Annotated in this window: 23 protein-coding genes and 1 pseudogene; 6 read left to right on the forward strand and 18 right to left on the reverse strand. The window is 66.9% G+C overall.

The genetic code is table 11. From position 1 onward, the window contains the following. Positions 1–4: 4 nt before the first annotated feature. From ACV7NQ_RS46655 to ACV7NQ_RS46670, 4 genes are all read right to left on the reverse strand, one after another. Positions 5–1,021 (reverse strand): hypothetical protein, encoded by a 1,017-nt coding sequence (locus tag ACV7NQ_RS46655; protein ID WP_463365331.1) that lies wholly within the window; start codon positions 1,019–1,021, stop codon positions 5–7. Between the two features lie 53 nt (positions 1,022–1,074). Then, positions 1,075–2,709: a cutinase family protein gene (locus ACV7NQ_RS46660; protein ID WP_463365332.1), complete on the reverse strand. Its 1,635-nt coding sequence runs from the start codon at positions 2,707–2,709 to the stop codon at positions 1,075–1,077. 436 nt (positions 2,710–3,145) lie between these two features. Beyond that, positions 3,146–5,557 (reverse strand): RelA/SpoT family protein, encoded by a 2,412-nt coding sequence (locus ACV7NQ_RS46665; protein ID WP_463365333.1) that lies wholly within the window; start codon positions 5,555–5,557, stop codon positions 3,146–3,148. Positions 5,558–5,747: 190 nt separating this feature from the next. Then, the gene (locus ACV7NQ_RS46670) at positions 5,748–6,704 is read right to left on the reverse strand and encodes an alkaline phosphatase family protein (RefSeq protein ID WP_463365334.1); all 957 of its coding nucleotides are present in this window, start codon (positions 6,702–6,704) and stop codon (positions 5,748–5,750) included. A 270-nt stretch (positions 6,705–6,974) separates the two neighbouring features. Between ACV7NQ_RS46670 and ACV7NQ_RS46675 the strand changes: the two genes are divergently transcribed. Further along, complete coding sequence (locus ACV7NQ_RS46675) at positions 6,975–7,661, forward strand: metallophosphoesterase family protein (RefSeq protein WP_463365335.1); 687 nt, start codon at positions 6,975–6,977, stop codon at positions 7,659–7,661. Between the two features lie 181 nt (positions 7,662–7,842). Next, complete coding sequence (locus tag ACV7NQ_RS46680; RefSeq protein WP_463365336.1) at positions 7,843–8,175, forward strand: YnfA family protein; 333 nt, start codon at positions 7,843–7,845, stop codon at positions 8,173–8,175. A gap of 195 nt (positions 8,176–8,370) precedes the next feature. On the opposite strand, the gene ACV7NQ_RS46685 is transcribed toward ACV7NQ_RS46680, so the two are convergent. The 4 genes and pseudogenes from ACV7NQ_RS46685 to ACV7NQ_RS46700 form a co-directional block, all read right to left on the reverse strand. Continuing rightward, complete coding sequence (locus ACV7NQ_RS46685; protein ID WP_463365337.1) at positions 8,371–8,730, reverse strand: DUF427 domain-containing protein; 360 nt, start codon at positions 8,728–8,730, stop codon at positions 8,371–8,373. A 35-nt stretch (positions 8,731–8,765) separates the two neighbouring features. Beyond that, a pseudogene (locus ACV7NQ_RS46690) lies at positions 8,766–8,915 on the reverse strand (acyl-ACP desaturase); the annotation flags it as partial. A 242-nt stretch (positions 8,916–9,157) separates the two neighbouring features. Further along, positions 9,158–10,432: a hypothetical protein gene (locus ACV7NQ_RS46695; protein ID WP_463365338.1), complete on the reverse strand. Its 1,275-nt coding sequence runs from the start codon at positions 10,430–10,432 to the stop codon at positions 9,158–9,160. A gap of 138 nt (positions 10,433–10,570) precedes the next feature. Beyond that, a complete protein-coding gene (locus tag ACV7NQ_RS46700; protein WP_463365339.1) occupies positions 10,571–12,157 on the reverse strand; it encodes an ABC-F family ATP-binding cassette domain-containing protein in 1,587 nt (528 codons plus the stop codon). A gap of 184 nt (positions 12,158–12,341) precedes the next feature. Here ACV7NQ_RS46700 and ACV7NQ_RS46705 point away from each other — a divergent pair, with 184 nt between their 5' ends. Then, positions 12,342–12,503, forward strand: coding sequence for a hypothetical protein (locus ACV7NQ_RS46705; RefSeq protein ID WP_463365340.1), 162 nt, complete (start codon positions 12,342–12,344; stop codon positions 12,501–12,503). Between the two features lie 92 nt (positions 12,504–12,595). Here the strand turns inward: ACV7NQ_RS46705 and ACV7NQ_RS46710 are convergent, their stop codons facing one another. The 6 genes from ACV7NQ_RS46710 to ACV7NQ_RS46735 all read right to left on the reverse strand — a co-directional run bounded on the left by ACV7NQ_RS46710 (position 12,596) and on the right by ACV7NQ_RS46735 (position 20,033). Then, positions 12,596–13,168 carry an adenine phosphoribosyltransferase gene (locus ACV7NQ_RS46710; RefSeq protein WP_463366071.1) on the reverse strand — a complete coding sequence of 191 codons (573 nt, stop codon included), beginning with the start codon at positions 13,166–13,168 and terminating at the stop codon, positions 12,596–12,598. Positions 13,169–13,205: 37 nt separating this feature from the next. Beyond that, positions 13,206–14,927, reverse strand: a complete 1,722-nt coding sequence (locus ACV7NQ_RS46715; protein WP_463365341.1) for an ABC transporter substrate-binding protein — start codon at positions 14,925–14,927, stop codon at positions 13,206–13,208. Positions 14,928–14,959: 32 nt separating this feature from the next. Next, positions 14,960–16,177: a protein translocase subunit SecF gene (gene secF, locus ACV7NQ_RS46720; RefSeq protein ID WP_463365342.1), complete on the reverse strand. Its 1,218-nt coding sequence runs from the start codon at positions 16,175–16,177 to the stop codon at positions 14,960–14,962. Further along, positions 16,174–17,901: a protein translocase subunit SecD gene (secD, locus tag ACV7NQ_RS46725; RefSeq protein WP_463365343.1), complete on the reverse strand. Its 1,728-nt coding sequence runs from the start codon at positions 17,899–17,901 to the stop codon at positions 16,174–16,176. Before secD ends, secF begins: the two co-directional genes overlap by 4 nt. A gap of 126 nt (positions 17,902–18,027) precedes the next feature. Further along, complete coding sequence (yajC, locus tag ACV7NQ_RS46730; protein WP_463365344.1) at positions 18,028–18,375, reverse strand: preprotein translocase subunit YajC; 348 nt, start codon at positions 18,373–18,375, stop codon at positions 18,028–18,030. Positions 18,376–18,542: 167 nt separating this feature from the next. Next, positions 18,543–20,033 (reverse strand): flavin-containing monooxygenase, encoded by a 1,491-nt coding sequence (locus ACV7NQ_RS46735; RefSeq protein ID WP_463365345.1) that lies wholly within the window; start codon positions 20,031–20,033, stop codon positions 18,543–18,545. Between the two features lie 61 nt (positions 20,034–20,094). Between ACV7NQ_RS46735 and ACV7NQ_RS46740 the strand changes: the two genes are divergently transcribed. After that, positions 20,095–20,760 carry a TetR/AcrR family transcriptional regulator gene (locus ACV7NQ_RS46740; RefSeq protein WP_463365346.1) on the forward strand — a complete coding sequence of 222 codons (666 nt, stop codon included), beginning with the start codon at positions 20,095–20,097 and terminating at the stop codon, positions 20,758–20,760. A 232-nt stretch (positions 20,761–20,992) separates the two neighbouring features. Beyond that, positions 20,993–21,562, forward strand: coding sequence for a DivIVA domain-containing protein (locus tag ACV7NQ_RS46745; RefSeq protein WP_463365347.1), 570 nt, complete (start codon positions 20,993–20,995; stop codon positions 21,560–21,562). 166 nt (positions 21,563–21,728) lie between these two features. On the opposite strand, the gene ruvB is transcribed toward ACV7NQ_RS46745, so the two are convergent. From ruvB to ACV7NQ_RS46765, 4 genes are all read right to left on the reverse strand, one after another. Next, positions 21,729–22,826 carry a Holliday junction branch migration DNA helicase RuvB gene (gene ruvB / locus ACV7NQ_RS46750; protein ID WP_463366072.1) on the reverse strand — a complete coding sequence of 366 codons (1,098 nt, stop codon included), beginning with the start codon at positions 22,824–22,826 and terminating at the stop codon, positions 21,729–21,731. A 6-nt stretch (positions 22,827–22,832) separates the two neighbouring features. Continuing rightward, a complete protein-coding gene (gene ruvA / locus ACV7NQ_RS46755) occupies positions 22,833–23,441 on the reverse strand; it encodes a Holliday junction branch migration protein RuvA (RefSeq protein WP_463365348.1) in 609 nt (202 codons plus the stop codon). Beyond that, positions 23,438–24,007, reverse strand: a complete 570-nt coding sequence (gene ruvC / locus ACV7NQ_RS46760) for a crossover junction endodeoxyribonuclease RuvC (RefSeq protein ID WP_463366073.1) — start codon at positions 24,005–24,007, stop codon at positions 23,438–23,440. Before ruvC ends, ruvA begins: the two co-directional genes overlap by 4 nt. Before the next feature lie 242 nt (positions 24,008–24,249). Then, positions 24,250–24,765, reverse strand: coding sequence for an O-acetyl-ADP-ribose deacetylase (locus tag ACV7NQ_RS46765; RefSeq protein WP_463365349.1), 516 nt, complete (start codon positions 24,763–24,765; stop codon positions 24,250–24,252). Between the two features lie 315 nt (positions 24,766–25,080). On the opposite strand from ACV7NQ_RS46765, the gene ACV7NQ_RS46770 reads away from it, so the two are divergent. Continuing rightward, complete coding sequence (locus tag ACV7NQ_RS46770; RefSeq protein ID WP_463365350.1) at positions 25,081–26,547, forward strand: alpha/beta hydrolase; 1,467 nt, start codon at positions 25,081–25,083, stop codon at positions 26,545–26,547. The last annotated feature ends 25 nt before the right edge of the window (positions 26,548–26,572 follow it).

A 26,572-nucleotide genomic window follows, 5' to 3' on the forward strand; every position in this document is an offset into this window, starting at 1 on the left:
TCCTTTATCCGGCCGCGATGCCCGTGATGTGGGTGCGGCCGCCGACCACCGCAGTGGTGACCGTCTGCCTGTTGTACGTGGCGGGCGCACCGCCGGGCCGGTACTCGGTGATCTCCACCGAGTACCGGTTGTCGGCGATGGTCACGATGCGCACGCAGTGCGTGGTGCCCACCGGAATGGAGTCGATACCGCGCTGGATCGCCGCGGCGGGTGAGACCGTGGCGTCCGGCGCGACTGCCGCCCTGGCCTGTTCCCCGGAGCGGTCCACGTAGTAGGCGTATTGGAACGCCAGCACCGCGTCCGGACCCGAGGTGGTTGCGCCGGGTTCGGCGCTGCGCACCACTAGATCGGTGCGTTCGGTGGGGCAGTCGGATACCGCGAGCCTGCCGGTGCCGGGTTGGGGTTTGGTCGCGTAATTGGGTTTGGCGTCCACATTGTTGAACTGGGCGCCATTGTTGGATTGGGCGCTGCCCGCCGCGAACTGCATCGAGGACGGTCCGGATCCGGCGGCCCGATTGTTGGACGCGTGCAGCAGGTAGACCACGCCCGCGGCGGCACCGAGCAGCACCACCGCGACCACAAGGGCGATGATCACTCGGGCGCGGCGGGAGGTCGGGTGCTTCCGCGCGGCCTGCCGCAGCCCATGCGACGAGCGGGACGGAGCCGCTGGCCGGATGGGGTCGTCGTCGAATTCGTCGTCGTCCGGCCATGGGAAGCGCACCAGGTCGCTGTCGCGCGGCGGCGCGTACTCGTCGTCCGGTCCCGGCGCGCGTCCGGCCACCCAGTCCGACCAACCGCCGGTGAACTCGCTACGACCCGAGGCCAAACCCGTCGGGACATCGGTGCGGGCGCGCACCTCTTCAGGGTCGTCCTCGCGAATGTAGTGCGGATAGCGCGCCGGGCCGTCGTCGTCGACGGCGACTTGCGCACTCGCCTCGTCCAGGTGCAGGGGGGCGTTCGAGCCGTTGTCCGGCTCCAGCGCGACGTACCAGCGCGACAGCTGTTTGTACGACTTCAACATTTCCCCCTTCCCGCAGAGCGAGGCACATGGCGCATCGTGGACCCTCTCGGCGATCAGTTCGTGGAGAACGGGTAGCTGTTGGCGGTACCGGGTAGACCGGTGGGCGGAATCGAAGTCGCGCCGCCGGATGAGGCGCCATCGGCTCCCGTCCCAAACGGAAATTGTCCCGTACCGGACGAATTCGGCGTAGTCGACGCGCCGGAACTTTGTCCGAAGAATCCGGCCGACGGCCTGTCGCTACCACCCTGCGGCGTGCTGCCGCTGCCGAACTCGGCGGCTACATCGCGAGCTACCGAAGCGAACCAGTCGGCCACGAATTGGGTCGGTGCGGCTCCGTTGGCCGACACCGACGCGGTGCCGTAAGCGCCGTGCCGCTGCACCGTGTCCCAGTACCGCGTCCAGGTGGTGATGTTGAGCAGTTCGCTGTTATCGGTGATGTTTTGTACAACCGCGTCGAACGCCTGGGTGACCAGGCGAATGCTGGTGGTCGGCGGGATCAGTTGTGGAACGGCACCCAGTAGCTTCGTGCCGAGCAGCAGCAGTCCGGCCACCGGATTCGCCAGACCCGCCGTGGCCAGTTCAGAAATGGCCGCCGGATTGATGACCGTCTTGACCACCGTGGAGACCGCGTTCAACCCGATCATGCCGACCTTCAGCACACCCTGGATCGCGCCGGGAATGTCCAGCGGGGTCCGGGGATCGGCGGCGTCGGCTAGCCGCTGTGAGATCGACTTCTGCGGCGAGAGTGACAGATTCGCGATCGAGTTGCCCTGCACGTCCTCGTTGAAGACCTTCGTCGCCGTCTTGATCGAAGTGTACGCCAGCGCCTGCGCGATCGACTCCAGCGAGGCGATCGGGTCGCCGCCGCTGAGCTCGGCCTGGCCCGCGACTTCCGCGACCGCTTTCAGGATCGGTGCGCGCTGCGGTGCGTCGCACGCGAGGTCACCCGCCGCACAGAAACTGGCCACTCGACCGGTCAGCGCTCCGAAGTTCGCGGCCATGTCTCGCTCGGGGCCGATGCCGCCGCCACTCGCGGGCTCCTGCGGCAAGGCCGCGATCGCGGCAAGTTGATCGCCGGAGGTATCGGGCGGCGCATCGGGCGTGGCCTTACCCGGCGCACCGGGAAACAGCGGCGCACCGGGGTTGCGGGTCGGGTCGGCGAACAGCGCGACCGCTGCGATCTTGTCCGCGGGGAGCACGCCACGCCCCTGGCCGATCTCCTGCGCGAACATCGAGGCCACGTGTGCGCCTTGGGAATACCCGACCACCGCGAACCGGGTGTTCGCGCATCGGTCGGCGACCGTCTTGGCCATCGTGCGCAACCTGGTCAGGCCGCCCGCGACCGACTCCGAATACGGCACCGCGCCACCGGCGGTCGCACCGCCGAATCCGGATTCGTAAGGCACGTAGGCTCGATCGACCAGTCCGGGAGCGGATGCCTTGGCCATCATCGGCATGAAGACCGTCGACAGCATGCCGGTATCGGTGGTGGGCGCCGCGTCGGGCGAGGACTCCCCCGTGCCCTGAATTCCCAACGCGTACAGCGCCGGACAGGCCGCGATCGGAACATTCGTCGATGGGCCGACGGGGCTCGGCGGCTCCGCGACCGCGGCGCCCGTGCCAACGGTCGCCACAGCAACGGCGAATGCCACCAGCATCCCCGGGAAACTCGCCGTGTAATCCGTCATCGCGATCCGCAATCAATCCGTGTTGCCGCAGCCGTCCTCAACGCCATGAAACGCAATAGACCGTAACAGATTCCGGCTATTACTGCGGCAGCGGTGAAAACATTCCGCAACCCGCCCGAGGGTCCATGACACATAACGGCGCGCCGTTGCTGACCGCCCGATAAGTTTCCGATCTTTCGCGGCGGACCGCAACCCACCGGCGACACTTCGTCGATCTGAATCCCGCACCTGGACTACGCATTCCGGCGAACGCGGGAAGTCGCACCGGAGCCGCGTTGGGCCGCCGCTACATTCCGGGCGGGCACGCCGGCCGATCCGGCTGCCGATGTTCAGGCAGCTTGACGAACCGGCGGCCGCGAGAACGGCCCCGAAACCGCCTTCACCTGGATGAAGATCAACATACGCGCCGCTGTCGGTGTACTAGCTCGACGGGCGCTCAGGTGGCCGAGGTGACGCGGTAGACGTCGTACACGCCTTCCACGTTGCGCACCACGTTCAGCAAGTGGCCGAGGTGCTTCGGGTCGCCCATCTCGAAAGTGAACTTGCTGATCGCCACCCGGTCGCCGTGCGTGGCCACCGAGGCGGACAAGATGTTTACCTTCTCGTCGGCAAGCACCTTCGTCACGTCCGACAGCAAACGAGTGCGATCGAGCGCCTCGATCTGGATGGCGACCAGGAACACCGACGACGGCGACGGCGCCCACTCCACGTCGATGATGCGCTCGGCCTGCTCGCGCAACGAACCGGCATTGGTGCAGTCGGTCCGGTGCACGCTGACCGCGCCGCCGCGGGTCACGAAGCCCATGATCTCGTCGCCGGGCACCGGGGTGCAGCATTTCGCCAGCTTGGCGACGGTGCCCGGTGCACCGGGGATCAGCACACCGGCATCGCCGGTGACGCGCTGCCGGTTCGGCGTTGTCGACGGGGTGGAACGCTCGGCGAGCTCGTTCTCCACGTCGCCGATGCCGCCGAGCTGCGCCATCAGCCGCTGCACGACGTGGTGCGCGGATACCTGATGCTCGCCGACCGCGGTGTAGAGGGCGGAGATGTCGGTGTAGTGCAGTTCGTGCGCGACCGCGTTCATCGCGTCCACGCTCATCAGGCGCTGCAGTGGCAGACCGACGCGACGGACTTCCTTACCGATCTGGTCCTTGCCGCTTTCCAGCGCCTCTTCACGCCGCTCCTTCGCGAACCACTGGCGGATCTTCGCCTTGGCACGCGGGGACACCACGAAGTTCTGCCAGTCGCGGCTCGGTCCGGCGTTCTGCGCCTTCGAGGTGAACACCTCGACGACCTCGCCGTTCTCCAGCTGCCGTTCCAAGGCGACGAGCCGACCGTTCACTCGCGCACCGATGCACTTGTGCCCGACCTCGGTGTGCACCGCGTACGCGAAGTCCACCGGAGTGGATTTCTGCGGCAGCGTGATCACATCACCCTTCGGCGTGAACACGAAGATCTCCGGCGACTTCAGGTCGAAGCGCAGCGACTCCAGGAACTCGGCAGGGTCGGCCGCCTCCCGCTGCCAGTCGAGCAGCTGCCGCATCCACGCCATGTCGTCGACCTCGGTGGAGTCGTTGGAGTGCTTGCCGCGGGTCTCCTTGTAGCGCCAGTGCGCGGCGATGCCGAACTCGGCGGTGCGGTGCATGTCCTGGGTGCGGATCTGCACCTCCAGGGGCTTGCCGTCCGGGCCGACCACGGTGGTGTGCAGCGACTGGTAGACGCCGTAGCGCGGCTGGGCAATGTAGTCCTTGAACCGGCCCGCCATCGGCTGCCACAGCGAGTGCACGACACCGACGGCCGCATAGCAGTCGCGGACCTCGTCGCACAGGATGCGGATGCCGACCAGGTCATGGATGTCGTCGAAGTCCTTACCCTTGACGATCATCTTCTGGTAGATCGACCAGTAGTGCTTCGGCCGGCCCTCGACAATCGCGTTGATCCGAGACGCCGCAAGGGTATTCACGATCTCCGCGCGGACCCGCGCCAAATAGGTGTCCCGCGAGGGCGCCCGGTCGGCGACCAGTCGCACGATCTCGTCGTACTTCTTAGGGTGCAGGATCGCGAAAGCGAGGTCCTCGAGCTCCCACTTGACCGTGGCCATACCCAGGCGATGCGCCAGTGGCGCAATCACTTCCAGCGTTTCCTTGGCCTTCTTCGCCTGCTTCTCCGGCGGCAGGAAGCGCATGGTGCGCATGTTGTGCAGGCGGTCGGCCACCTTGATCACAAGCACGCGCGGGTCGCGCGCCATCGCGATGATCATCTTGCGGATCGTCTCGGCCTCCGCGGCGGCGCCGAGGTTGACCTTGTCCAGCTTGGTGACGCCGTCGACCAGATGGGAGACCTCGGCGCCGAAGTCCGTGGTCAGCTGTTCGAGGGAGTAACCGGTGTCCTCCACGGTGTCGTGCAGCAGCGCCGCGACCAGGGTGGTGGTGTCCATCCCGAGCTCGGCCAGAATGTTGGCCACCGCCAGCGGGTGGGTGATGTACGGGTCACCGGACTTGCGGAACTGATGCGCGTGCCGTTCGTCGGCGACATCGAACGCCCGCTGCAGCAGCGTGAGATTCGCCTTTGGGTACAGCTCGCGATGCACGCTGGCCAGGGGCTCGAGCACCGGCTTGACCGCCGCGATCCCGCGCTGACCGGTCATTCGCCGCGCCAACCTGGCCCGCACCCGGCGGGACGCCGAAGTCGGCACGGCCGTCGAAGTACCCGGCTGACGCACCGGCGTGCCATTCCCGCTGGGCGCCACGGGCAGCGTCGGTGCTTCCGCAGAGGTGGCCGGCGCGCCATTCGACTGCGGGGCAGACGCCGATTGCTCGACATTCGCCTCGCCCAGATGCTGAGTCATGCCACCACCTCTCCACGCCGCGATCCGACCCACCCTATCCGACCGCTGCAACCGCCCCAGACCACCAACTTTAGTCCCAGATCAGCAGCGCGGCGGATCGCCGTGAACGCAACCCCCCACCAGGTGCCGTTCACCCGGACGTACCCACCCGTTCAATCGAGCGGTTCCGGGGACCGGAGTTCGGTCGTCGCTACCACTTGGCGGACAGCAGCGGGCGTTCGCGCATCGGGATGCCGTCGAGGCCGCGCGGCAGCGGGACGCCGAGCAGGTCGAGAACCGTCGGGGTGACATCGACCAGCGAGTAGTGGGCGGCGGTCACGCCCGCGGCGAAGTCAGGGCCACGAGCGATGACGAAAATGGCTGTCTCGTCTCGTGTTTGACCACCGTGGCCGCCTTCGGGCAGATGGCCGTGGTCGGTCGTGGCCACGATCGTCCACCGCTCGCTGGGTCTGGCCGCCGCTCGCGCGTCCACCGCAGCGACGATCCGGCCGACCTGCGCGTCCGCCCGCATCGTGGCGTCGAGGTACTGCTGAGATGCCCCTCCGTGGCGATGGCCGGCGAAATCGACTTGGTCGAGTAGGACGAACAGAAAGTCGGGGGCGTTGTGCGTGATCAGGTCGACCGCGGCAGTCCCGGTCGCGGCATCGGCTTTCGACTCGTCGGGGTCGAACGGGACCGGCGGCGTACTGACGATCACGTCGGCGTGCCGGTCGCCACTACCGGTGATGATCGCGATCTTGTCCCAGGTCGCGATCGATACGGAGGTCAGGCCGCGACCGGCACGCGCCAGCCGGGTGAACACCGTGGGGTATTCGGCGAAGGGAGTGGCATCGAAATTGTTGTCGGTCACGCCGTGCTTGCGGTCCCAGACTCCGGTCAGCGCGGTCGTCCAGGACGGGCCGGACAGGCTGACGTGGGGCACGATCGATGTCCGCGCGAGGGTGCCCTCGGCGCTGAGCCGCAACAGATTCGGCGCCTGCGCCTGCTGAATCTTGGGGTACATGGCGCCGTCGACCCCGATCACGACGACCTTGTTACGGACGGCGTCATTGCGTGGGGTGTCCGCGCGAGCGACCGCTTCGACCCCCGCAACCGAGAATTCGGTTGCCACGACCGCCATGATGTCCAGCGCCGACCGTCTCCGCATACTTCGAACCATGCCGCCCAGACCGGGCATTAACACCACTTGCCGCGGAGTGTTCACCGACGCTTCCCCTGGTAGAGGCGCATAGGTAGGACGGCTGAACGGCCACTGAACTTCCGATGGCCCGGCAGCTATACACACTGATCGACGTCATTGACCCGCGCGATCGCCCCGGGAAACCGATTGACACCCCGCCGGTCATATGGCTGGCTGACGTGCATGCAGCCCAGCGGGAACCGCAGCATCCGGATTGCGGCCGCCGCGGATATGCACATGCGGAGCTCGGTCGCCGGCGTCTTCCGTCCCGCCTTCAACGGTTTGGCCACGCACGCCGATGTGCTTCTGCTGGCCGGCGATCTCACCGAGGGCGGCACGCTACGCGAGGCGGACCTGCTGTGCGCCGAGCTCACCGGGCTGCCGGTGCCCGTGGTCGCGGTGCTCGGCAATCACGACCACGACCAGCGGCTGGGTTACCGGATCGCCACCATGCTCACCGAGATCGGCGTGCACATGCTCGACGGTGACGCCATCACCCTCGAGGTGGCCGGCACCCAGCTCGGCATCGCGGGGGTAATGGGCGGCAGCGGCGGGTTCCCCGGTCACCCCGGCCGACCCGACGACGCCAACGTCGAACACCGCGCCCGCATGCGTCGCGGCCCCTTGGACGCGCTGCGCCTGCACCAAGCGCTCGACACGCTGACCTGCGAAACCCGCATCGCCCTCATGCATTTCGCTCCGGTCGTCGACACGCTGGTCGGCGAGCCGCCGAAGATCTACCCCGGCCTCGGCTGCCACGACCTCGCCGAGGCCGTGGACGCGGGCGGCGCCGCGCTGGCGATCCACGGACACGCCCACGGCGGTACCGAATTCGGTTGTACCGCAGGCGGAGTGGCGGTGCGCAATGTGTCGTACCCGGTGTTGGGACGGCACTACGGTGTCTACGAGGTGGCGACGGCCTGAGCGGACACTTTCCGCGAACCGTGCTCGAAGGCTTCCGTTTCGGGCTAAAGTGTCCGCTCAGGCTGGACCGCCCCAGACGCGGCTTCCAGCACCCGGAACTGCCTGGCGCGTTCGGACCGGACCTCTGGCGCGACCTACACCTTCAGCGATCGCGCACGGCCGGCCCGGTACCTTTCACGCCATGACTGTCGCCAAGTCGCTGCTGCTGTTCGCCCTCGCCGCGGTCGCCGAGATCGGTGGCGCGTGGCTCGTGTGGCAGGGCTGGCGCGACCACCGTGGCGTGCTCTGGATCGCCGCGGGCATCGTCGCCCTCGGCGCGTACGGCTTCGTCGCCACGTTCCAACCGGACCCGAACTTCGGCCGCATCCTCGCCGCGTACGGCGGAGTGTTTGTCGCGGGTTCGCTCACCTGGGGCATGCTCGTCGACAAATTCCACCCCGACCGGTGGGATTATCTGGGATCCACCATCTGCCTCCTCGGCGTCGCCATCATCATGTACGCGCCACGCGGGTGAGACGCGCTCCCGCAGCCGATCCGGCGTATAGATGCGCATATCCGAGTATCACAATGTATCCGGGTGCGTCCGGCCAGCTCGGATTGGCGGCATACCCGGCTTCAAACTCTGCCTCGGCCTGGTGCGGTATGTCCGGAACAGGCACGGCCGGGCGCCCGCGAGCACCCCGGAGGGTGTGCGGGCGCTCGGCAAGCCCTAATTGTCGATGCGGTCGGGGTAGAAGGCGATGTGGTCCTTGATCTCGGCGACGGCCGGGTAGGGCGACTCGTAGAACCAACCGGCGTCGACGCTCTGCTGACCATCTACGGAGACGGTGTAGTAGCTCGCGTCGCCCTTGTAGGGGCAGTAGGTGGCGGTGTCGCTGCGTTCCAGGACCGACTCGTCGGCGTCGGCGAGCGGGAGGTAGTAGACCGGCGGGTAGGACGCTTCGCGCAGCACCAGCGCGTTCTGCGTGTCGACGACCACGTGGCCGTGTACGCGAACGACGACTCGCTCGGGGTGCGGCTCGATGGTGATCGGGTGATCCGGGCCGGGCTGCAGGACTGGTTTGGTCATGGCCTCTGCTCTCGATCGTGGTGTATCTCTGATATTCAGACGGACTGACGCTCGCGCGTCTGCGCCTCGCGAGCGAGCGCCCGGTCGCGCTGTTTCTCGAACTTCAGCACGTCTTTCCTGAGCTTATCGAGGAAGGCGGCGAACTCGTCGCGGACCTGTTCACCGCGCGGTGTGAAGTCGGTACGAACGCGTCCAGGAGCTCGCCGGGCGAGGCGTGACACGCATCGTTGTGGGCGTACCTACCACCGAACCCGACCAGCAGTTCGACCAGATGTCCGAATTCGCCGAACGGTTCGGCCTGACACCGGAATCGGAGAACACGCACGTCTGACGGCCACTTGGATTCGCAGACAATCCGGGTCCCGAACGACAACGGTTCCGATGCCGAAGCTTGGTAGTCCGCCGCCGTCCGGTTTCACCGGTAAACCTATCTGCTCGGTGTGTAGCGCAGGGAACGCCAGGCGTCGATTGCCCAGTCCAGGTGGGCATCTGGGACGCTGATGGTGACGAGCAGTAGTTCGCCGTTGCGGCGGCTCGCGATGCCCTGGACGCCGATCTCGCCGTCCTCCTCCGACGGCAGCCACCAGCCGTCGCCGGGGCCGCCGACGATCGGTTCGCCACGGTGGCCTTCGGTTGCGTTGGCGCCGTATTGCAGCATCGCGGCGGATGGTGGGCCGGTCTGTTCGTCACCGACGACGAGCACGGTGATTTCGATCTCGCGGGTGCCGTCCCACGCCCACCAGCGGTCGCCGTCCCAGCCGTAGGTGAAGTCGCCGGGGATGCGCAGGCTCCAGCCCGGTACCGGTGCGGTGAGGACGGCGCGGCGCCGATAGCCGAGGCGCGCACGGGAATCCGCTGTTGCGCGTTCGTCGAGGTCGGCGGGTGCGCCGTCGGCGGCGGGCTCCGAGATCCCTAGGAGTTCACGGAGCTCCTGCCAGGCCGCCCATGGCAGGTCGAGGTTCGGATCGAGGCGGTGTGCTTCGGCCAGTAGTGCGTCGGCGTGCAGCGGTGCGGGCGTGTCGTCGGCATCCGACGGTTCCCGCCATCGGACGTCGTTCCACAGGATGCCGAGGGCGGCGTTGCGCACGGTCAGCGCCGTCCAGCCGTCCTCCCACCACGGAAAGAACGCCATGGCGGCTGCTTCGTCACCGTCGGCTACGGCGTGAAACCAGCCGCTGTCGCGGGGGCCGAGCCAACTCGCGGCCACCCCGTCGTAGTCGAATCGGTCACTCCCGAGGGACAATCCGAGCGACACCCAGTTGTCTTGGGTGGGCACTTCGCTCAACACGGTTCGGGCGAGCGCGCAAATCCACAGCAGATAGTCGTGTTCGACTTCCGCACGATGATCGGCCAACCCCAGCGGATCCTCGGTCCCCTCATCCCATGTGACGTCGAACCGTCTACCCAACTCCTGCAGCACCGCGGCCACGTGGCGGTGATACCCGGGACCAGCGGGTGCACAGCTCGCGCGGACGACTACCTGACCATGGGCGGCCCGCACATCGATCGGTTCGGCCGCCGGATGCAACAGGGCGAGTAACCGGTCACCGGAGATCTCCACCGGCTGCCGGAACGGCGCGGAGGTGATCGGCCAGTCGACCCGGGCATCGGAGGCGCCGCTACGCAACCACTCCCCGACCTGCTGGAGAAAGTCTTCAGCAGGCTCGCGGTGCACCCCCGCGACATTCAGCTCGATTCCCATGGATACATCCTTGTGTCCCCGGTCCAACGCCGAAAGTCCGGACAGTACATCTAGACTGCGCACATGGATCCGTTGGCGAATCCCGGCGTGCTGCGCCGAGCATCCCGCGAATAACAGCGGGACGCTCGGCTGGACGCGTCACCGGATCAGTTCCTCGATCAGCCCGTCCGCAGCGAGCTGCGCGCACCGGGTCACCCCGATGTCGTCGAGGAAGCGCGGGTCGTGGCTCACCACGATCAGCGCGCCCTCGAAACTCGCCAAGGCCTGGGCCAGGTGTGCCAGGCTGGGCAGATCGAGGTTGTTGGTCGGCTCGTCGAGCAGCAGCTTCGGCGCCGGATCGGCCACCAGCAGCATGGCCAGTGCGGCCCGCAGACGCTCGCCGCTGGAGAGCGCCGACGCCGCGATATCGGCGTCCGCGCCCCGAAACAGGAAGCGCGCCAAGTGAGCTCGAATCTGTTCCGCCGAGGCGTGTGGCACGGTCGACGCCACGTTCTCGAACACCGACAGCCGCTCGTCTAAGATGTCGAGCCGCTGCGGCAGCATTCGCCACGGGACCTTCGGGGGCGCCGCGGCGATCCGGTGCAGCAGTGTGGTTTTGCCCGCGCCGTTGCGACCGGTCAGCGCGATGCGCTCCGGGCCGGTCACCCGCAAGGTGACGGTCGGCCCGCAGGCCAGCTCCACCTGGTCCAGATCGATCACGTCCTGGCCCGGATACAGCCGGGTGTCGGGCAATTCGACCCGGATCTCCCGATCGTCGCGCAACAGCTCCTGCGCCTGCTCGAGCTGTTCCTTTGCGGTGTCCACCTTTTCGATGTGGTTGTTGCGCAACTTGCCCGCCGACACCTGTGCCTGCCGTTTCCGTTCGGCCATCACGATTTTCGGTTCGCGCTTGGTGTCCCACATCTTCTGCCCGTATCGCAGTCGACGATCCAGTTTGATCCGCGCCTCCACCAGCTCACGTGCCTGCTTGCGGACATCGCTGCGTGCGTCGCGGATCGCCGCTCGCGCGGCCTCCTGCTCGGCTTCGATGATCCGCTCGTACTCGCTGAAATTGCCGCCGAACAACCGCAATTCGCCCTGACGCAACTCGGCGATCGTGGTCATCCGGTCCAGCAGCTCGCGGTCGTGGCTGACCGTGAGCACCGCTCCGGAGAACTGCTCGACCACCTCGTAAAGCCGTTGTCTGGCAACCTGATCCAGATTGTTGGTCGGCTCGTCCAGCAACAGCACGTCCGGATCGCGCAGCAACTGCGCCACCAGTCCGAGCAGTACCGTCTCGCCGCCGGAAAGTGTCTCCAACCGGCGATCCAGCTGCTCGGTCGAGTCCGCGAGATAATGCAAGCCCAGGCGGCCGAGGAGCGCGATCGCGCCTTCCTCGACATCCCACTGGCTGCCGACGATATCGAAGTCCGCTTCCTCGCCGATGCCGGACTCTATGCGGTGCAAGCCCTTTCGCGTTTCCGCGATGCCGAGTACCGCATCGACCCGCTGCCCGTCACCGAGGCCGAGGTCCTGCCGCAGGTAGCCGAGACGACCGGTGACCGTGACCGAGCCACGCGCCGGAGTCAACTCACCCGCGATCAGTCGCAACAGCGTCGACTTGCCCGCACCGTTGCTGCCGACCAGGCCGATATGACCGGGGCCGAGCACGGCGTCGAGGCCGTCGAATACCGGCGTCCCATCGGGCCAGGAAAAAGTGAGATCGGAAAAAGAAAGATTGGTCATGAGTACCCCTGAGGTTGCAACGGAACGCGACGCGCGAGACGCGGGCCGCCCGAGTGGCTACCTCATGAGAGCAATGGCATAAGTCCGATCAACGGGAACAAGACCAGTCCAGATTAAACAGATCGGCACCGGTTTCGCCAGTGATTTTTGGATCACATCGGCTCCGCATGTCCGCAGACGGCGTGTGGCTCCGGACGAGGTGGCGGTCGGGCTGGTTCCGGTTGTCTTCGGCTCCGGCGTCCGATTCTTCGGCGACCTTGTGAAATCGCCTCTGCTGCTGGACAACCCACGCGTCATCGAAGGCGATCGGGTGACCCATCTGATCTTCGGTGTTCGGAAATCGTGACGTCCCGGAGCGCTGACACGGAGGCCGTCGCACGCGCTGGGCGCGGGCGCTGAGATCCGCAGCGACTTCGCTGCGGGCTACTTTTCAGCGGGCTAGACCCGGACCACCGAGGTCAACGGGTAGTCGCCCTGACGGTCCCGTCCGCCGAGGAAGCCGAGTTCCAGCACCACAGCGGCCGCGACGACCTCCGCGCCCGCAATAGCGAACAGGTCGGCGGCGGCGGCGAGGGTACCGCCGGTGGCGAGGACGTCGTCGAGGAGCAGGATGCGGCGGCCCTTCAGGTCGATCCCGTCGGCCGGGATTTCCAGGGCCGCGGTGCCGTATTCGAGCTGGTATTCGCGGGAAATGACGGGCGGGGGTAGCTTGCCGGCCTTGCGCACCGCGAGAACGCCGGTGCCGAGGCTGGCGGCCACACCGGCGCCGATGATGAAGCCGCGGGCGTCGACGCCGGCCACGAGGTCGGCTTCGGGGGCGCAGTCGGCGAGGCAGTCGATGACCGCGCGGAAACCCTCCGGGTCGGCAAATACAGGGCTAAGATCAGCGAAACGAACACCGGGCGTGGGGAAATCGTCGCGCCAGCGAGTGAGGCGCTCGACCAGTTCTGCGGCCTTGCTGGTCCGCTCGGTAGCTAGATCGTCGGATTCGACCGCCGCGTGCTTGCTCATCGACACCTCTCCATGGTCCATCACCCACAACACCTTGTCACCGCTTCAACACCCAGCGGTCCATGTTCCAGCCGGTCCCGCCCTGGGTGGGGCCGGCAATGCCGTTCTGCAGACCGTTGCCGAAGGCGATGGTGCGGGGATTCGCGAACAGGGGGACGCTCGGCATCTCCGACCACAGCAGGTTCTCGGCTTCGGTGAGCAGATTCAGCGTTGTGGTCGAGTTGTCGTCGGCCGCAAGCTGATCGGTGATCGCATCGTATCGCCCGTTACCGAAGCGACCGAAATTGAGCCCGCTACCGGTGCGCAACGCGCTGGTCGCCGCCACTGCGGTCAAGGATCCGGCCGGACCGGGCGCGGATGCGGTGCTCGCGAGAACGGCGTCGACTTTGCCCTCGGTGAGCTGTGAAGGGGTGAAATTCCCGGAACCGGCGTCGACGACGTTGATACCCGCCGGTTTGCACGCCTCGGCGATCATCGCCACGGTCTGCGCGCGGCGATCGTCGGGACGCAGGTAGCCGATTCGGATGGTGGGATTGCCCGCGCCCGAGGCGGCCAGCGTCGCGGTGGCGGCCGGGACATCGGGGCCGCGGTACTTGTCCGCCGCGCCGGTGCTCGGCGGATAGAACAGCGAGTCCTGTTGCACGATACGGGAATTCAGGGGCGCCGAGCCCAGCCCGGTCTTCGGTGCATCCTTCACCTTGCCGAGCTTGTCGAACAGCGCCTGCCGCGGCACACACAGGGCGAAGGCGCGGCGCGCGTCGACCGAGCCGAACACTCCCCCGGTCGCGAGCACCAACTGTTCGGCGCCGCGGCCGGGCACGTTCTTCACCGAAAATCCGTCCAGGTTCAGGTCTTTCACCGATCCGGCGCCGATGTCGACGACGCCGACGGCTTTGTCGCCGAGCTTGGATTTCAGGTCGACGGTCTTCGGCCACACCACGATACGCCCGGTCTCGGGTTTGTTGCCCCACCAGCGCTCGTTGGCGACCAGGACCAAACCGTCCTTGTCGGAATAGGATTCGATCCGATAGGGCCCCGACGACGGGAACCTGGAGAGGTCCAGGTTGCCGGAGCTCATCGTCCAGCCGCTGTTCCAGAAGTCGGACAGCCGCTGCAACGCGCCGGGATCACCGGATTGGAAGGCGGACACCACATTCGGCACATTGGCCACCCGCGCCGCCACGTGCGCGGGCATCAGTTCACCGGCAGTGAACAGAGTTTGCCACGGCAGGAAATGCCGGTCCGGCCGGAACACCACGGTTGCGTCCTTGGAACCGGGCTGGCAATCCACCCGCTCCACGTCGGCGTACCCGGCGGTGCTCGCCGCGTCGAACAGCGGAACCGGGCCGCGGTCACCGGGTTTGGTGAACCGGCCGCTGCGCGCCGCCCAAGTGAGCACCAGATCGTCACACGAGGTGGGCACTCCGTCGGAGTACACGCCATCCGGGTTGAGCCGGTACTGGATCGTCTCAGCCTCGCCCGGCACCTCTTTCGCGGTGCCCACATCGGTGTCGGCGACCTGCTGGCCGTCGGGACCGGTGTAGAAAAACCCGGTCAACACCCGCCCGAACACGGCGGCCGACCCGCTACTCGCGCCGAGCGTGCTGCCGCCGTTGTAGCTGGCGATCACGGCGTCGACGGCGTAGCCGATGGAGGGCACCTGGTTTTGACCGGAGCACCCGGCGACCAGCCCGGCTGCCAGGGTGCCCGCGGCCACCGCTCCGATCAGACGCATCGCAACGCTGCGTGGCTGTCGCATGGAACGAAACCCCTGCCTCTAGCTCTAGGTCACTACCTTCGCTTCTGCCGTTTCCCGCTCGGACGGGCGCCGGGCCGGGGCGCCTGTCCCGCTGCTCTAGCTCTAGCCTGCCGTACCGGGGCGTCGGAGAAATCTCGGCCTGTTGCGGCCACCGCGCGACGCTCGGCCTCGGCCCCCGCACGGGCGGCGGCGATGCCGGAGCGCTTGGCCAGCACCTTCTTGGTATGCGCCGCCACCGGACCCCAGCGTTCCTTGATCGACACCAGCAGCGGCACCGCGAAGAAGATCGACGAGTACGCGCCGACGATCATGCCGACCAACTGCACCAGCGCCAGGTCCTTCAGAGTGCCGACACCGAGCAGCCAGACCGCGATCACGAGCATGCCGATGATGGGCAGAATGCCGATCAAGGTGGTGTTGATCGAGCGCATCAGGGTCTGGTTGGCCGCGAGATTGGCCTGTTCGCCGTAGGTGCGCTTGGTAAGGTGCAGTACGCCGCGGGTGTTCTCCTCGACCTTGTCGAACACGACGACGTTGTCATAGAGCACGTAACCAAGAATCGTGAGCAGGCCGATGACCGCGGCGGGCGTCACCTCGAAACCGACGATCGAATAGATCCCGCCCGTCACGATCATGTTGAAGAACAGTGAGGCGATGGCCGCGATGGACATGTCGCGCTCGAACCTGATGGCGATGTAGATCATGGTCAGCAGCACGAACACGCCGAGCGCGATCAGTGCCTTCTTGGTGATCTGACCACCCCACGTCTCGCTGATCTCCGCGACGCTGATGGCGTTGCGGTTCGGGTTGCCGCTGGAGTCCTTCGGATGGAACGCCTCGAACAGCGCGTTCTGCAGCGCCTCGGACTGGCTCGCGTCGAGGGTGTCGGACCGGATCTGAATGGTCGCCGCCGCACCGGAACCGACCTTCTGCACCGACACCGGGGAATGGCCGATAGTCGCGCTGTAGGTCTTTTCGACCTGCCCGGTGGAGAGGTCGTCGGCTGGCAGTCCGATGCGCGAGCCGCCCGCGAAATCGATGCCGAGGGTGAAGCCGCGGAAAACGATGCTCAGCAACGAGATCAGCACGAACGTCGCGGCGAGAGCGTAGTAGAGCCGGCGCTTGCCGACGATCTGGAAGCTACCGGTGCCGGTGTAGAGCCGCTCGAAGAAGCCGTGCTGCGGTGCGGGATTCAGGTCGGTCATATCGTCCGCGGTCGTCGAATCCATGACTGGGCTGGAGTTGCTCATCGTGCCCCCTCCTTCACCAGGATGCCGGCAGATGCCTTGCGTTCCCGGGCTATCTGCTGGACGGCACCGAGTCCGTTGACCGACGGCTTGGCCCAGAACAGCGACAGCGACGCCATTACCATCAGCGGTGCGGTGACCAGATACAGGACGATCACGTCGAGCACGGTGGTGATACCGAGTGTGAATGCGAATCCGCGAACCTGACCGGCCGCGAGCATGTAGAGCACCGCCGAAGCGATGAGGCTGACCGTCTTACCGGACAGGTTGGTGCGCTGGGCCCTGGCCCAGCCGCGCGGCACCGCGGAGCGGAAGCTGCGGCCCTCGCGCATCTCGTCCTTGATGCGCTCGAAGAACACGACGAACGAGTCGGCGGTCATACCGATACCGATGATCAAACCGGCGATACCGGCGAGGTCGAGGGTGAAACCGATCCATCGTCCCAGCAGGATGATGATGCCGTACACCGCCGCACCCGAGGCCACCAGCGAGAAGCCCGCGAGGAAGCCGAGCATGCGGTAGTAGAGCAAGCAGTACAGCAGCACCGCGACCAGACCGATCGCACCCGCGAGCAAGCCTGCGCGCAGCGAGGACAGACCGAGGGTCGCGGACACCGTTTCGGCCTCCGATGTCTGGAACGACAGCGGCAGCGAACCGTACTTCAATGTGTTCGCGAGTTCCTTCGCGCTGGCGGCGGTGAAACTCCCACTGATCGTCGTGCTACCACCCTGCTGCGGTCCGGCCTGCACGACCGGCGCACTGACCACCTTCGAGTCGAGCACGAAAGCGACTCGCTTGTAGAGGTATTCGCCGGTGAGCGCTGCCCACGCGTCGCTGCCGCCCGACTTGAACTGGAGGTTGACCTCGTGCCGCGCCTGCTGCGAATTCAGCCCCGCGCTGGCGTCCTTGATCTCGGTACCGTCGATCCGGCTCTTGTCGAGCAGCAACACCTCGTTGCCGTCTGTGGAGCAGGCGACCAACGGCAGGTTCGGATCATCGCTACCGGCCAGCGGGTCGGGCTTGCTGCAGTCCATCGCCGCCATGGCAGCCTGCTGGACCGCCGGATCGGTGCTCTGTCGCACGGCCTTCGCCGCTGCGATCTCCTTCTGCGCCTGTTGCTGGGGCGTCAGGTTCGGATCGGGTGGCGGCGGTGTCGGAGCCTGGGCCGGGAAGACCCTCGGCTGCGGCGCCGACTGCGTAGCTTCCGGTGCGGGTTGCGTAGCTTCCGGTGCGGGTTGGGTGGCTTCCGGCGCGGGTTGCGTAGCCTCCGGCGCCGGGGTCGCTCCCGGGGTCGGCTGCACCGATTCGGGTGAGGGCGCCGGCTGCGGTGTCGCGCCCTTGCCCGGTACCTGCGATGCCTGCAACACCGGTCGGATGTAGAGCTTCGCGGTGGTGGCCAGCGCCCTGGCCTGCCCGCCGTCGTCACCCGGCACTGTGATCACCAGGTTGTCGCCGTCGATGACGACCTCGGAACCGGAGACGCCGAGGCCGTTGACCCGGTTCTCGATAATCGCCTGTGCTTGCTTGAGGCTGTCCTGACTCGGCTTGCTGCCATCGGGCGTACGGGCGGTCAGCGTGACCCGGGTACCACCCTGTAGGTCGATGCCGAGCTTCGGCGTCGCGGCTTTATCACCGGTGAAGAACACCAGCGCATAGATCACGGCCAGCAGCGCGGCGTAGACACCGAGCAGCCGGAGCGGATGCGCCGATCCCTTGGAAGGTGGCACAGTACGTCATCTCCTAGGCGGGAAGTCGAGGTGGAACGGGCGGACACGCACCAGCGGCGCCGGGTGCCCGGGAGGTAGCCCGCGGCGTGTCTGCACGCGGGCTCACCGATTGACCGATGGAATCGGTCAGTCCTTGGTCAGCCGGAGCTCGGTCTGCGGCGCGGACTCCTCGACGGGACCGTCCAGGGCCTCGTCGGTCACGGTTTCGTCCGTGGTCGCGTCCTCGGTGCGCACCTCGCGGATGGCCTGGCGCAGCCACGTGGTGACAACCTCTTCGGCGATCTCGAGATCGACGGTGGTGTCCTCGAGATCGACCACGGTGCCGTACAGCCCCGACGTGGTGACGACCTGATCGCCGACCTTGATGCTCTCCTGCATGTCGGCGGTCTTCTGGGCCTCACGCTTCTGACGGCGAACATTGAGGTACATCGGCACGAACAGGGCTACCAGCAGCAGCGGAAACAGGATTTCCATCGTCGAAGTCAGTCCCTAGTCTGTGGGTGGGGTGGACAATTACCTACACAGTCTGCCAGTTCGTATCATTACCGCCACACCGGCACACCTTTGACGTCGGAAACCGGCAAGCCCCGCGGCCGCGAAGTCGGCAGCGGGGCTCGCGCAACGGGGCGTCGTGACGATGGCTAGGCGGACTTGCCGTAGCTGTAGTCATCGAGCGGGAAGGTGACCGCTTCGCGGTGGGCGTTGAGGGTGCTGGTCGGGCGCAGCAGCGCGGCCTCGCCGTGCTGGTTGAAGTAGTAGCTGCGCGCGGTCGAGCAGTCGCCGCCGTAGAACACCGAGGAGCCGAGCTTTTCGGTCACCCGGTCCAGGAACTGGGCGTTTGCCTGCTCGGTTACCTCGAAGGTGGTCTCGCCGCGCCGGAACGTCTCCTTCAACAGCCTGCCCATGTGCTTCATCTGGGCCTCGATGGTGGTGAAGTACGACAGGCCGCTGTAGGAGTACGGGCTGTTGAGGCTGATGAAGTTCGGGAACTTGGGCACGGTGATGCCCTCATATGCCTGGAAACGGTTGTCGCGCCAGAACTTTCCGAGGTTGACACCGTCACGGCCGATGATCTCGATGGCCGGGAAGTTCACGTCCCACAGGTTGAAGCCGGTGGCCAGGATCAGCGTGTCGATCTCGGTCTTGTGCCCGTCGGTGGTGACGATGCCGTCGACCTCGACGTGATCGATCGAGTTGGTTTCCAGGCGGACGTTCGGCTGGTTGAACGTCTTGAAGTATTGATTGGAGAAGGTCGGGCGCTTGCAACCGAAATCGTAGTGCGGGGTCAGCTGCTTGCGCGTTTCCTTGTCGCGCACCTGTGCCCGCAGATGCGCCTTGGCCAGTACGCCGGCCGCCTTGTTCAGCGGCTTGGCCTGCTTGAAATGCAGCACGCCGACCACCATCAGCGCCTCGAGCAGGCTGGTGTTGACCAGCCGGGCGGCCTTCTGGGTGGCAGGCACCCGCGCGAACAGCTTCTGCACCGGGCCGGGAATCGCGGTGTCGATCTTCGGCACCACCCAGATCGGGGTGCGCTGGAAGACGGTAAGTTCCCGCACCTTCTCGGCCGCCTCGGGCACCAGCTGCACGGCGGTGGCGCCGGTGCCGATGATCGCGGCCTTACGGCCGGTGAGATCGAAGTCGTCCTCCCATGCGGTGGTGTGGATGATTTTGCCCGCGAACGAATCGATACCGGGGAACGGCGGGGTGTAAGGCTGCGAAAGGAACCCGGTGGCGGTGAGAAGGTAACGGCCGGTGAGGGTTTCACCACCCGCGATGGAAACGACCCAGTGCTGGTGTTCCTCGTCCCAGCGGGCGCCGTCGACCCCGGCGCCGAAGCGCATCCGGAGGCGCAGGCCGTACTTGTCGGCGACGAACTCGGCGTACTTCTTGAGCTCCTTGCCCGGCGCGAACAGGCGCGTCCAATACGGGTTGGGCTCGAAGGAGTACGAGTACGTCACCGATGCGATGTCGACCGCGAGACCCGGGTAGTGATTGACGTGCCAGGTGCCGCCGAGGTCGTCCTCGCGCTCCAGGATGACGAAATTGCTCAGACCGAGCCGGTCGAGCTCGATGCCCGACCCCATTCCGCCGAATCCCGCACCGACCACGACCGCATCGAACTGAGGCGCCACGTCGAACAACCTCCTGCTGTGAACAATCATCCGCGGACGAATGTGAATCAATTCTCACGGAATGACACATCATTCCGTTTGTGAACACAGTATCATCGTGGGGGTGACGAAGCCATCCACGCGTGCCGAGCGACGCAAAGCCGAACTGCGCCAGGAAATCATCGACACCGCCTTCGTCTGTTTCGCGGAGAAGGGCTATCACAACACCGGAATCGCCGATATCGCCGGCGTGCTCGGCATCGGCCACGGCACCTTCTACCGGTACTTCACCAACAAGCGCGACATCATCGATCACGTCATCGACGACCTCGCGGGCCGGATCGTGGCGGCGCTCGGGACGGAGAATGCACCGGACGCCGCCACCTCACTCGACGACTACCGCGCCCAGCTCGACCGCATCGGCGCCGCACTGAATCGCATCCTCGTCGAGGACCGCCGGGTAGCGCAGCTGCTGCTGTTCCACGCGACCGGCATCGACGACGAACTGACCGCACGGCTCTACGGCCTGCTCGACATGGCCGACGCGCTGACGGCCGGATACCTCTCGCACGGCGTCGAACTCGGATATCTGCGGGCCGACCTGGACACGACCAACACCGCCAAGGCGGTCACCGGCATGCTCATCGCGGGCATCGTGCACGGGCTGCGCAGCCCCGACGCGGCCGCCGTCGACGGTCTGAACGAGGCGATCCGCAGGCTCCTCATCGACGGCGTGCGCAAGGACTGAGCGCTGGTCACCGGCTTTCCGCCGAGCGGACAGACGCTCCGAGCGCGGGTGCCGCGGGCGGCGAATCCGTGGTGTGGAATTCCGGTCGAATTTCGGCAGCCGCGAGTGCGGTCGCGCCCATTAGGGTGGTGACAATTCGACGGTGTCCGCATGGGGGTCGTACGTGTTCGCAAGAGACCGGGGAGTACGAAGAATTCGTATTCAACCAGATCAGGGTCACGTCCCTGACAGAATGTCGCGCGTGACCCCTGAGGACGTGAGCCGTACCCATTTCCCCATGCCACCGTTGGGGCACCGCGGCTACCACGCCGATGAGGTCGACGCCTTCCTCGAACTTGTCGCCGCCACGCTCGGCGGTCAGGGCGCGCTGACCGCCGACGATGTCCGGCACGTCGCCTTCGACACACCCCGCTTCGGCGGCCGCGGCTACCAGGCCGACCAGGTCGACGAATTCCTCGACCGTGTCCGCGTCGAACTGGAGTTCCGGCAGCTCGGCACCCGGCCGGTGCCCGCAGGAGCCAACGGCTCCGGTCAGCTGCTGACCCCGGACGACGTGCACCGGATGCAGTTCACCCAGGCGCCGGTCGGGCGGCGCGGCTACGACACCGATGAGGTCGACGCCTTCCTCGACCTGGTCGCCGCCACCCTCGCCCACGGCGGGCCAGGCAGCCTGACGGTCGCCGACGTACGCGCGGTGCGGTTCACCGAGGCCAGACTCGGTACGCGCGGCTATCAGCGCGATGAAGTGGACGCGTTCCTCGATCTGGTCATCACCGCGCTGAAGCGCACGCACCATCACTGATCAGGGGTCCCGCGTAACAAAGACGGCTACCGGACAACATCTCCCCGCCGTCCAGACTCTCCCTGGGTAACTCTGGTGTGTCGGAATCCGTTGGTGGCAGCGATCTTTCGCACACCGGACAATGTCGGAGCGCGAGCGAGATCGACGAATCAGGCCGAAAGCGGGCTCATTCGAATAGGTCCAGCGTCGGATGTGGTTCGCGGCCACGGACTTCGATCGAGCCGAAGACCAGGTCCGGCGGTGGGACGAGACCCAGGTGTTCCCACGCCGAGGCGGTGGCGACTCGGCCGCGGGGGGTGCGGGCGACCATGCCCGCGCGGACGAGGAAGGGCTCGCAGACCTCCTCGACGGTGGCGGCCTCCTCCCCCACCGCGACGGCCAGGGTAGATACGCCGACGGGTCCGCCGCCGAAGCTGCGGACCAGGGCGCCGAGGACCGCGCGATCGAGGCGGTCCAAGCCGAGGGTGTCGACGTCGTAGACCTCGAGTGCGGCATGGGCGATGGGCAGCGTGATCAGGCCGTCGGCACGCACCTCGGCGTAGTCACGGACGCGGCGCAGCAGACGGTTCGCGATACGGGGCGTGCCGCGGGATCGGCCTGCGATTTCGGCGGCCGCGTCGGATTCGATGCTCACGCCGAGGATATGCGCCGAGCGCTGCAGGATTTGCAGGAGCTCACCGGGATCGTAGAAGTCCATGTGGCCGGTGAAACCGAACCGGTCGCGCAGCGGGCCGGTGAGGGCGCCGGAGCGGGTGGTGGCACCGACCAGGGTGAAGGGGGCGATATCGAGCGGAATCGACATCGCGCCAGGGCCTTTGCCGACGACCACGTCGACGCGGAAGTCCTCCATGGCGAGATAGAGCATCTCTTCGGCCGGACGAGCGATGCGGTGGATCTCGTCGATGAACAGCACATCGCCGTCGACGAGGTTGCTGAGCATGGCGGCCAGATCACCTGCCCGTTCCAGCGCGGGGCCGGAGGTGATGCGCAGTGCGGTGCCGAGTTCGCCAGCGATGATCATGGCCATGCTAGTTTTGCCGAGGCCGGGCGGCCCGGACAGCAGGACGTGATCGGGAGTACCGCCGCGCTTCATAGCGCCGCGCAGCACCAAGGCGAGCTGTTCGCGGACACGCGGCTGGCCGATGAAGTCGTCAAGGGATTTCGGGCGCAGGCTGGCCTCGATTTCCCCGTCGGACTTGAGATAGCTTGCGGTGACCTGGGATTCGGCGTCGGTGGCGTCGGGCTCGGTGTCGTCGTAGTCCATCATGCGCTACCGGTTCTTGCCGAGTGAGGCCAGCGCGGCGCGCAGTGCGGTGGAGGTGTCGGCGGTTGGCTGTTCGGCCAGCACACCGTCGACCGCCTGCTCGGCCTGTTTGAGCGGGAAGCCGAGACCGGTCAGTGCCTCGACGACCTGGTCGTGCACCGGCGTGATCACCGGTAATGTCGAGGCGCTGCCGGGCGGACCGGCTTGCACCGGAACGAGATTCACCTTGTCGCGCAACTCCACCACCATGCGTTCGGCGCCGCGCTTGCCGATGCCGGGGACGCGGGTCAGCGCCGCGACATTGCTCTGCGCGAGCGCCTTGCGCAGCGCTTCCGGCTCCAGCACGGCCAGCACCGCCATGGCCAGCCGGGGGCCGACGCCGGACACGGTCAGCAACAAGCCGAACAGGTCGCGGGATTCGGTGTCGGCAAATCCGAACAGCGTCATCGAGTCCTCGCGCACGATCATCGCCGTGTACAGCCGGGATTCCTCGCCGCGGGTGAGCGTGGCCAGCGTCGCCGGGGTGACATTGAGTCGGTAGCCGACGCCGACCGCCTCGATCACCACGTGATCGAGCGCGATCTCCAGCACCTCACCGCGTACCGACGCGATCACCCGCGTACCGCCTTCCGTTGTTCAGCAAGCCTTTCGGTGTACCGCCGCTGCGCCTCGGCCGCCTGTGCCTCGGCCTTGGCCATTCGCTCCAGCAGCGGCGCTCGCCAACAGTGGCAGATTGCCAATGCCAGTGCGTCGGCCGCGTCCGCCGGTTTCGGCGCGACCTGGAGGCCGAGGATACGCGTGACCATCGCCGTCACTTGCGCCTTGTCCGCCGTGCCGTTGCCGGTGACGGCCGCCTTCACCTCACTTGGCGTGTGGAAAGCAACGCGTATCCCACGCCGGGCCGCCGCTAGCGCGATCACACCACCCACCTGTGCGGTACCCATCGCCGTGCGCACATTGTGCTGGGCGAACACCCGCTCGATCGCGACCGCCTCGGGTTTGTGCGTGTCCATCCAGAGCTCGGCGGCATCGGCGACACCGAGCAACCGATGCGCGAGGTCCATGTCCGCCGGAGTACGCACCACATCGACGTCAATGACGGTCACCTTCCGGCCGAGCCCACCCTCCACGATGCTGAGGCCGCACCGAGTGAGCCCGGGATCGACGCCCATCACCCGCACGAAATCCCCTCTCACAGGCACGAACAACTGTTCGAGAGTCTAGTGGACGGGGCGGACGATGGGCTCGAGCGACACGGGCCGTGGCCGGTATCGCGAGTCGCCCACATCGCCACGAAACCGTCGCGATCACCACGAAACCATCACGCGCGCGACCCGATCAGGCCGGCTCGGGAGACCACCGACATGTTTCGCGTCCCAAGGCCGGATCGGACCTCGACGCCCGCGCCGATCCCGCCGGCCGGTCAGGCTCCGAGCAACTGCGCGGCGAATGCGGCGTAAGCGCGGTCGTCGAACAGCACGAAGCGCGCCTCGACCACGGCGGTATCCGTGGTGCGCACGGCCTCGATGGCGATGCGCGCGCCATCGTCGAGCGGCCAACCGAAGATGCCCGTCGAGATGGCCGGGAACGCCACCGTGCGCGCACCCAATTCGTCTGCCACCCGGAGGGATTCGCGATAGCAGGAGGCGAGCAGATCCGAGCGGTCCTCGCTTGCCGACCACACCGGCCCGACCCTGTGGATCACCCAGCGAGCGGGCAACCGACCCGCCGTGGTGGCGACCGCCTGCCCGGTGCGCAAGCCCTTGCCGTAGTGCGAGGCGCGCAGCGCACGACATGCGGCGAGGATCTCCGGGCCGCCCTTGCGGTGGATGGCTCCGTCGACTCCCCCGCCGCCGAGCAGCGAGGAGTTGGCCGCGTTCACCACGGCGTCGACAGCCTGCTCAGTGATGTCACCACGGACGAGGTCCAGCGAGACCATGGGCGAATTCTGCCGCTCCGCTGCGCGATCGAGGCATCGGCATCAATGCGGATCGCGCGGGCTGTCGGGGCACGACGACACGGCACGCCGTATCCGGCGATCAAACGGTTTGAAACCACCGGACTGCTGACTCGGGAGGCGCAGCCGGGAGCCGCAGCCGCGCCCAAGCATGTGCTCGGACTCACCGCGGCCGGGGAAGTGGCGCTGCGGCAGTGGCTGCGCGGGAGTCGCCGCACCCCCGCGTCCCCTGCACCCCCAGGCTTACTGAACCGAATTCACAGCTTCTCTCGAGGAATAATCTCGACAATGCCCAATGTGCCCGTTGTTCGAGCGCCGCTTGCCGCGCCTGCGACTCCCGTATCGCCACCACCGCCGCCGAAACTTCCGTCGGCGGATCTGAGCCCGAACTATCAGGGCAACTTTCATCACGGCCTATCGGTATTGCACGGCTGGCTGCCGCTGACCATCGAGTTGATGGCCGTGGCTCTGCTCATCCTGGCCGTCGGGTGGCGGACGCGTCGTTGGCGGCTGGTGTGGTTGCCGGTATGTGTGGTACTGGGGGTCGCGGGGGCGCTGGCCGCGTGGGCGTATGTGAACGACCAGGGGCTGGCCTCGGATCCGGCGCCGACCCTGCTGTGGGCCTGCGTCGGCGCCACCGTCGCGGCGATCGCGGTTGCCGTGCTCGGCTGGCGCGGCGACCGCTGGTGGCGGCGCGGGGTGTCGATTCTCGCCATCCCGCTGGCCATATTGAGCACGGGCATCGTGCTCAATCAGTGGGTCGGCTACTACCCCACCGTGCAATCCGCGTGGAGCGCGCTGACCGCGGGTCCACTGCCGCAGCAGACCGACCTCGGCGCACTGCCCGCGCTGCGCGGCACGAATGTCACCACCGGCAAGATCGTGCCGGTCCAAATTCCCGACGCGGGCAGCGGTTTTCCGCATCGCACCGAATACGTGTACCTGCCACCGGCGTGGTTCGCCGGTCCGACACCACCCACGCTGCCGGTGGTCATGATGATCGGCGGCGAATTCAACACCCCCGCCGACTGGATCCGCAGCGGCCAGATCATGCCCACCGTGGACAGTTTCACCGCGTCCAACGGCGGCCGTGCGCCGATCCTCGTGTTCGTCGATTCCAGCGGCAGCTTCAACAACGACACCGAATGCGTGAACGGCCCGCGCGGTGACGCAGCCGACCATCTGACCCGCGATGTACCGAGCTACGTCGAATCCCAGTTCGGCGCCTCCGCGGATCCGGCGAACTGGGCGGTGATCGGCTGGTCGATGGGCGGCACTTGCGCGGTCGATCTTGCCGTCATGCATCCGGAGTTGCTGCATACCTTCGTCGATATCGCGGGCGATCTCGGCCCGGCCTCCGGCACCAAGGAGCAGACCATCGCCCGGCTCTTCGGCGGCGATGCCGACAAGTGGGCGGCCTTCGATCCGCTGACGGTGATGGCGAAGCACGGCCCCTACACCGACACTGCCGGACTGTTCGACGACCTCACCCCACCGCAACACCCCGGCGGGCACGGCAACCAGTGGCAGGCGGCGGCCGCGAACAACGACTCGGTGGGCATGGGCGGCCACGACGGCGTTCAGGACACCAGCGAGGTCGGCGCCGCCGAGAAGCTTTGTGACCAGGGCAAACAGGTCGGGATCGACTGCACGATCCACACCACCCAGGGCGGCCACACCTGGCAATTCGCCGCCGCTGCCTTTACCGCGTCGTTCCCGTGGATCGTCGCCCGCGTCGGGCTTCCGGTGCCCGGCGCGACGTAAACGATCCGATGATGGCACCGTCCCC

The organism is Nocardia sp. Tas62D01 (genome assembly GCF_055232035.1).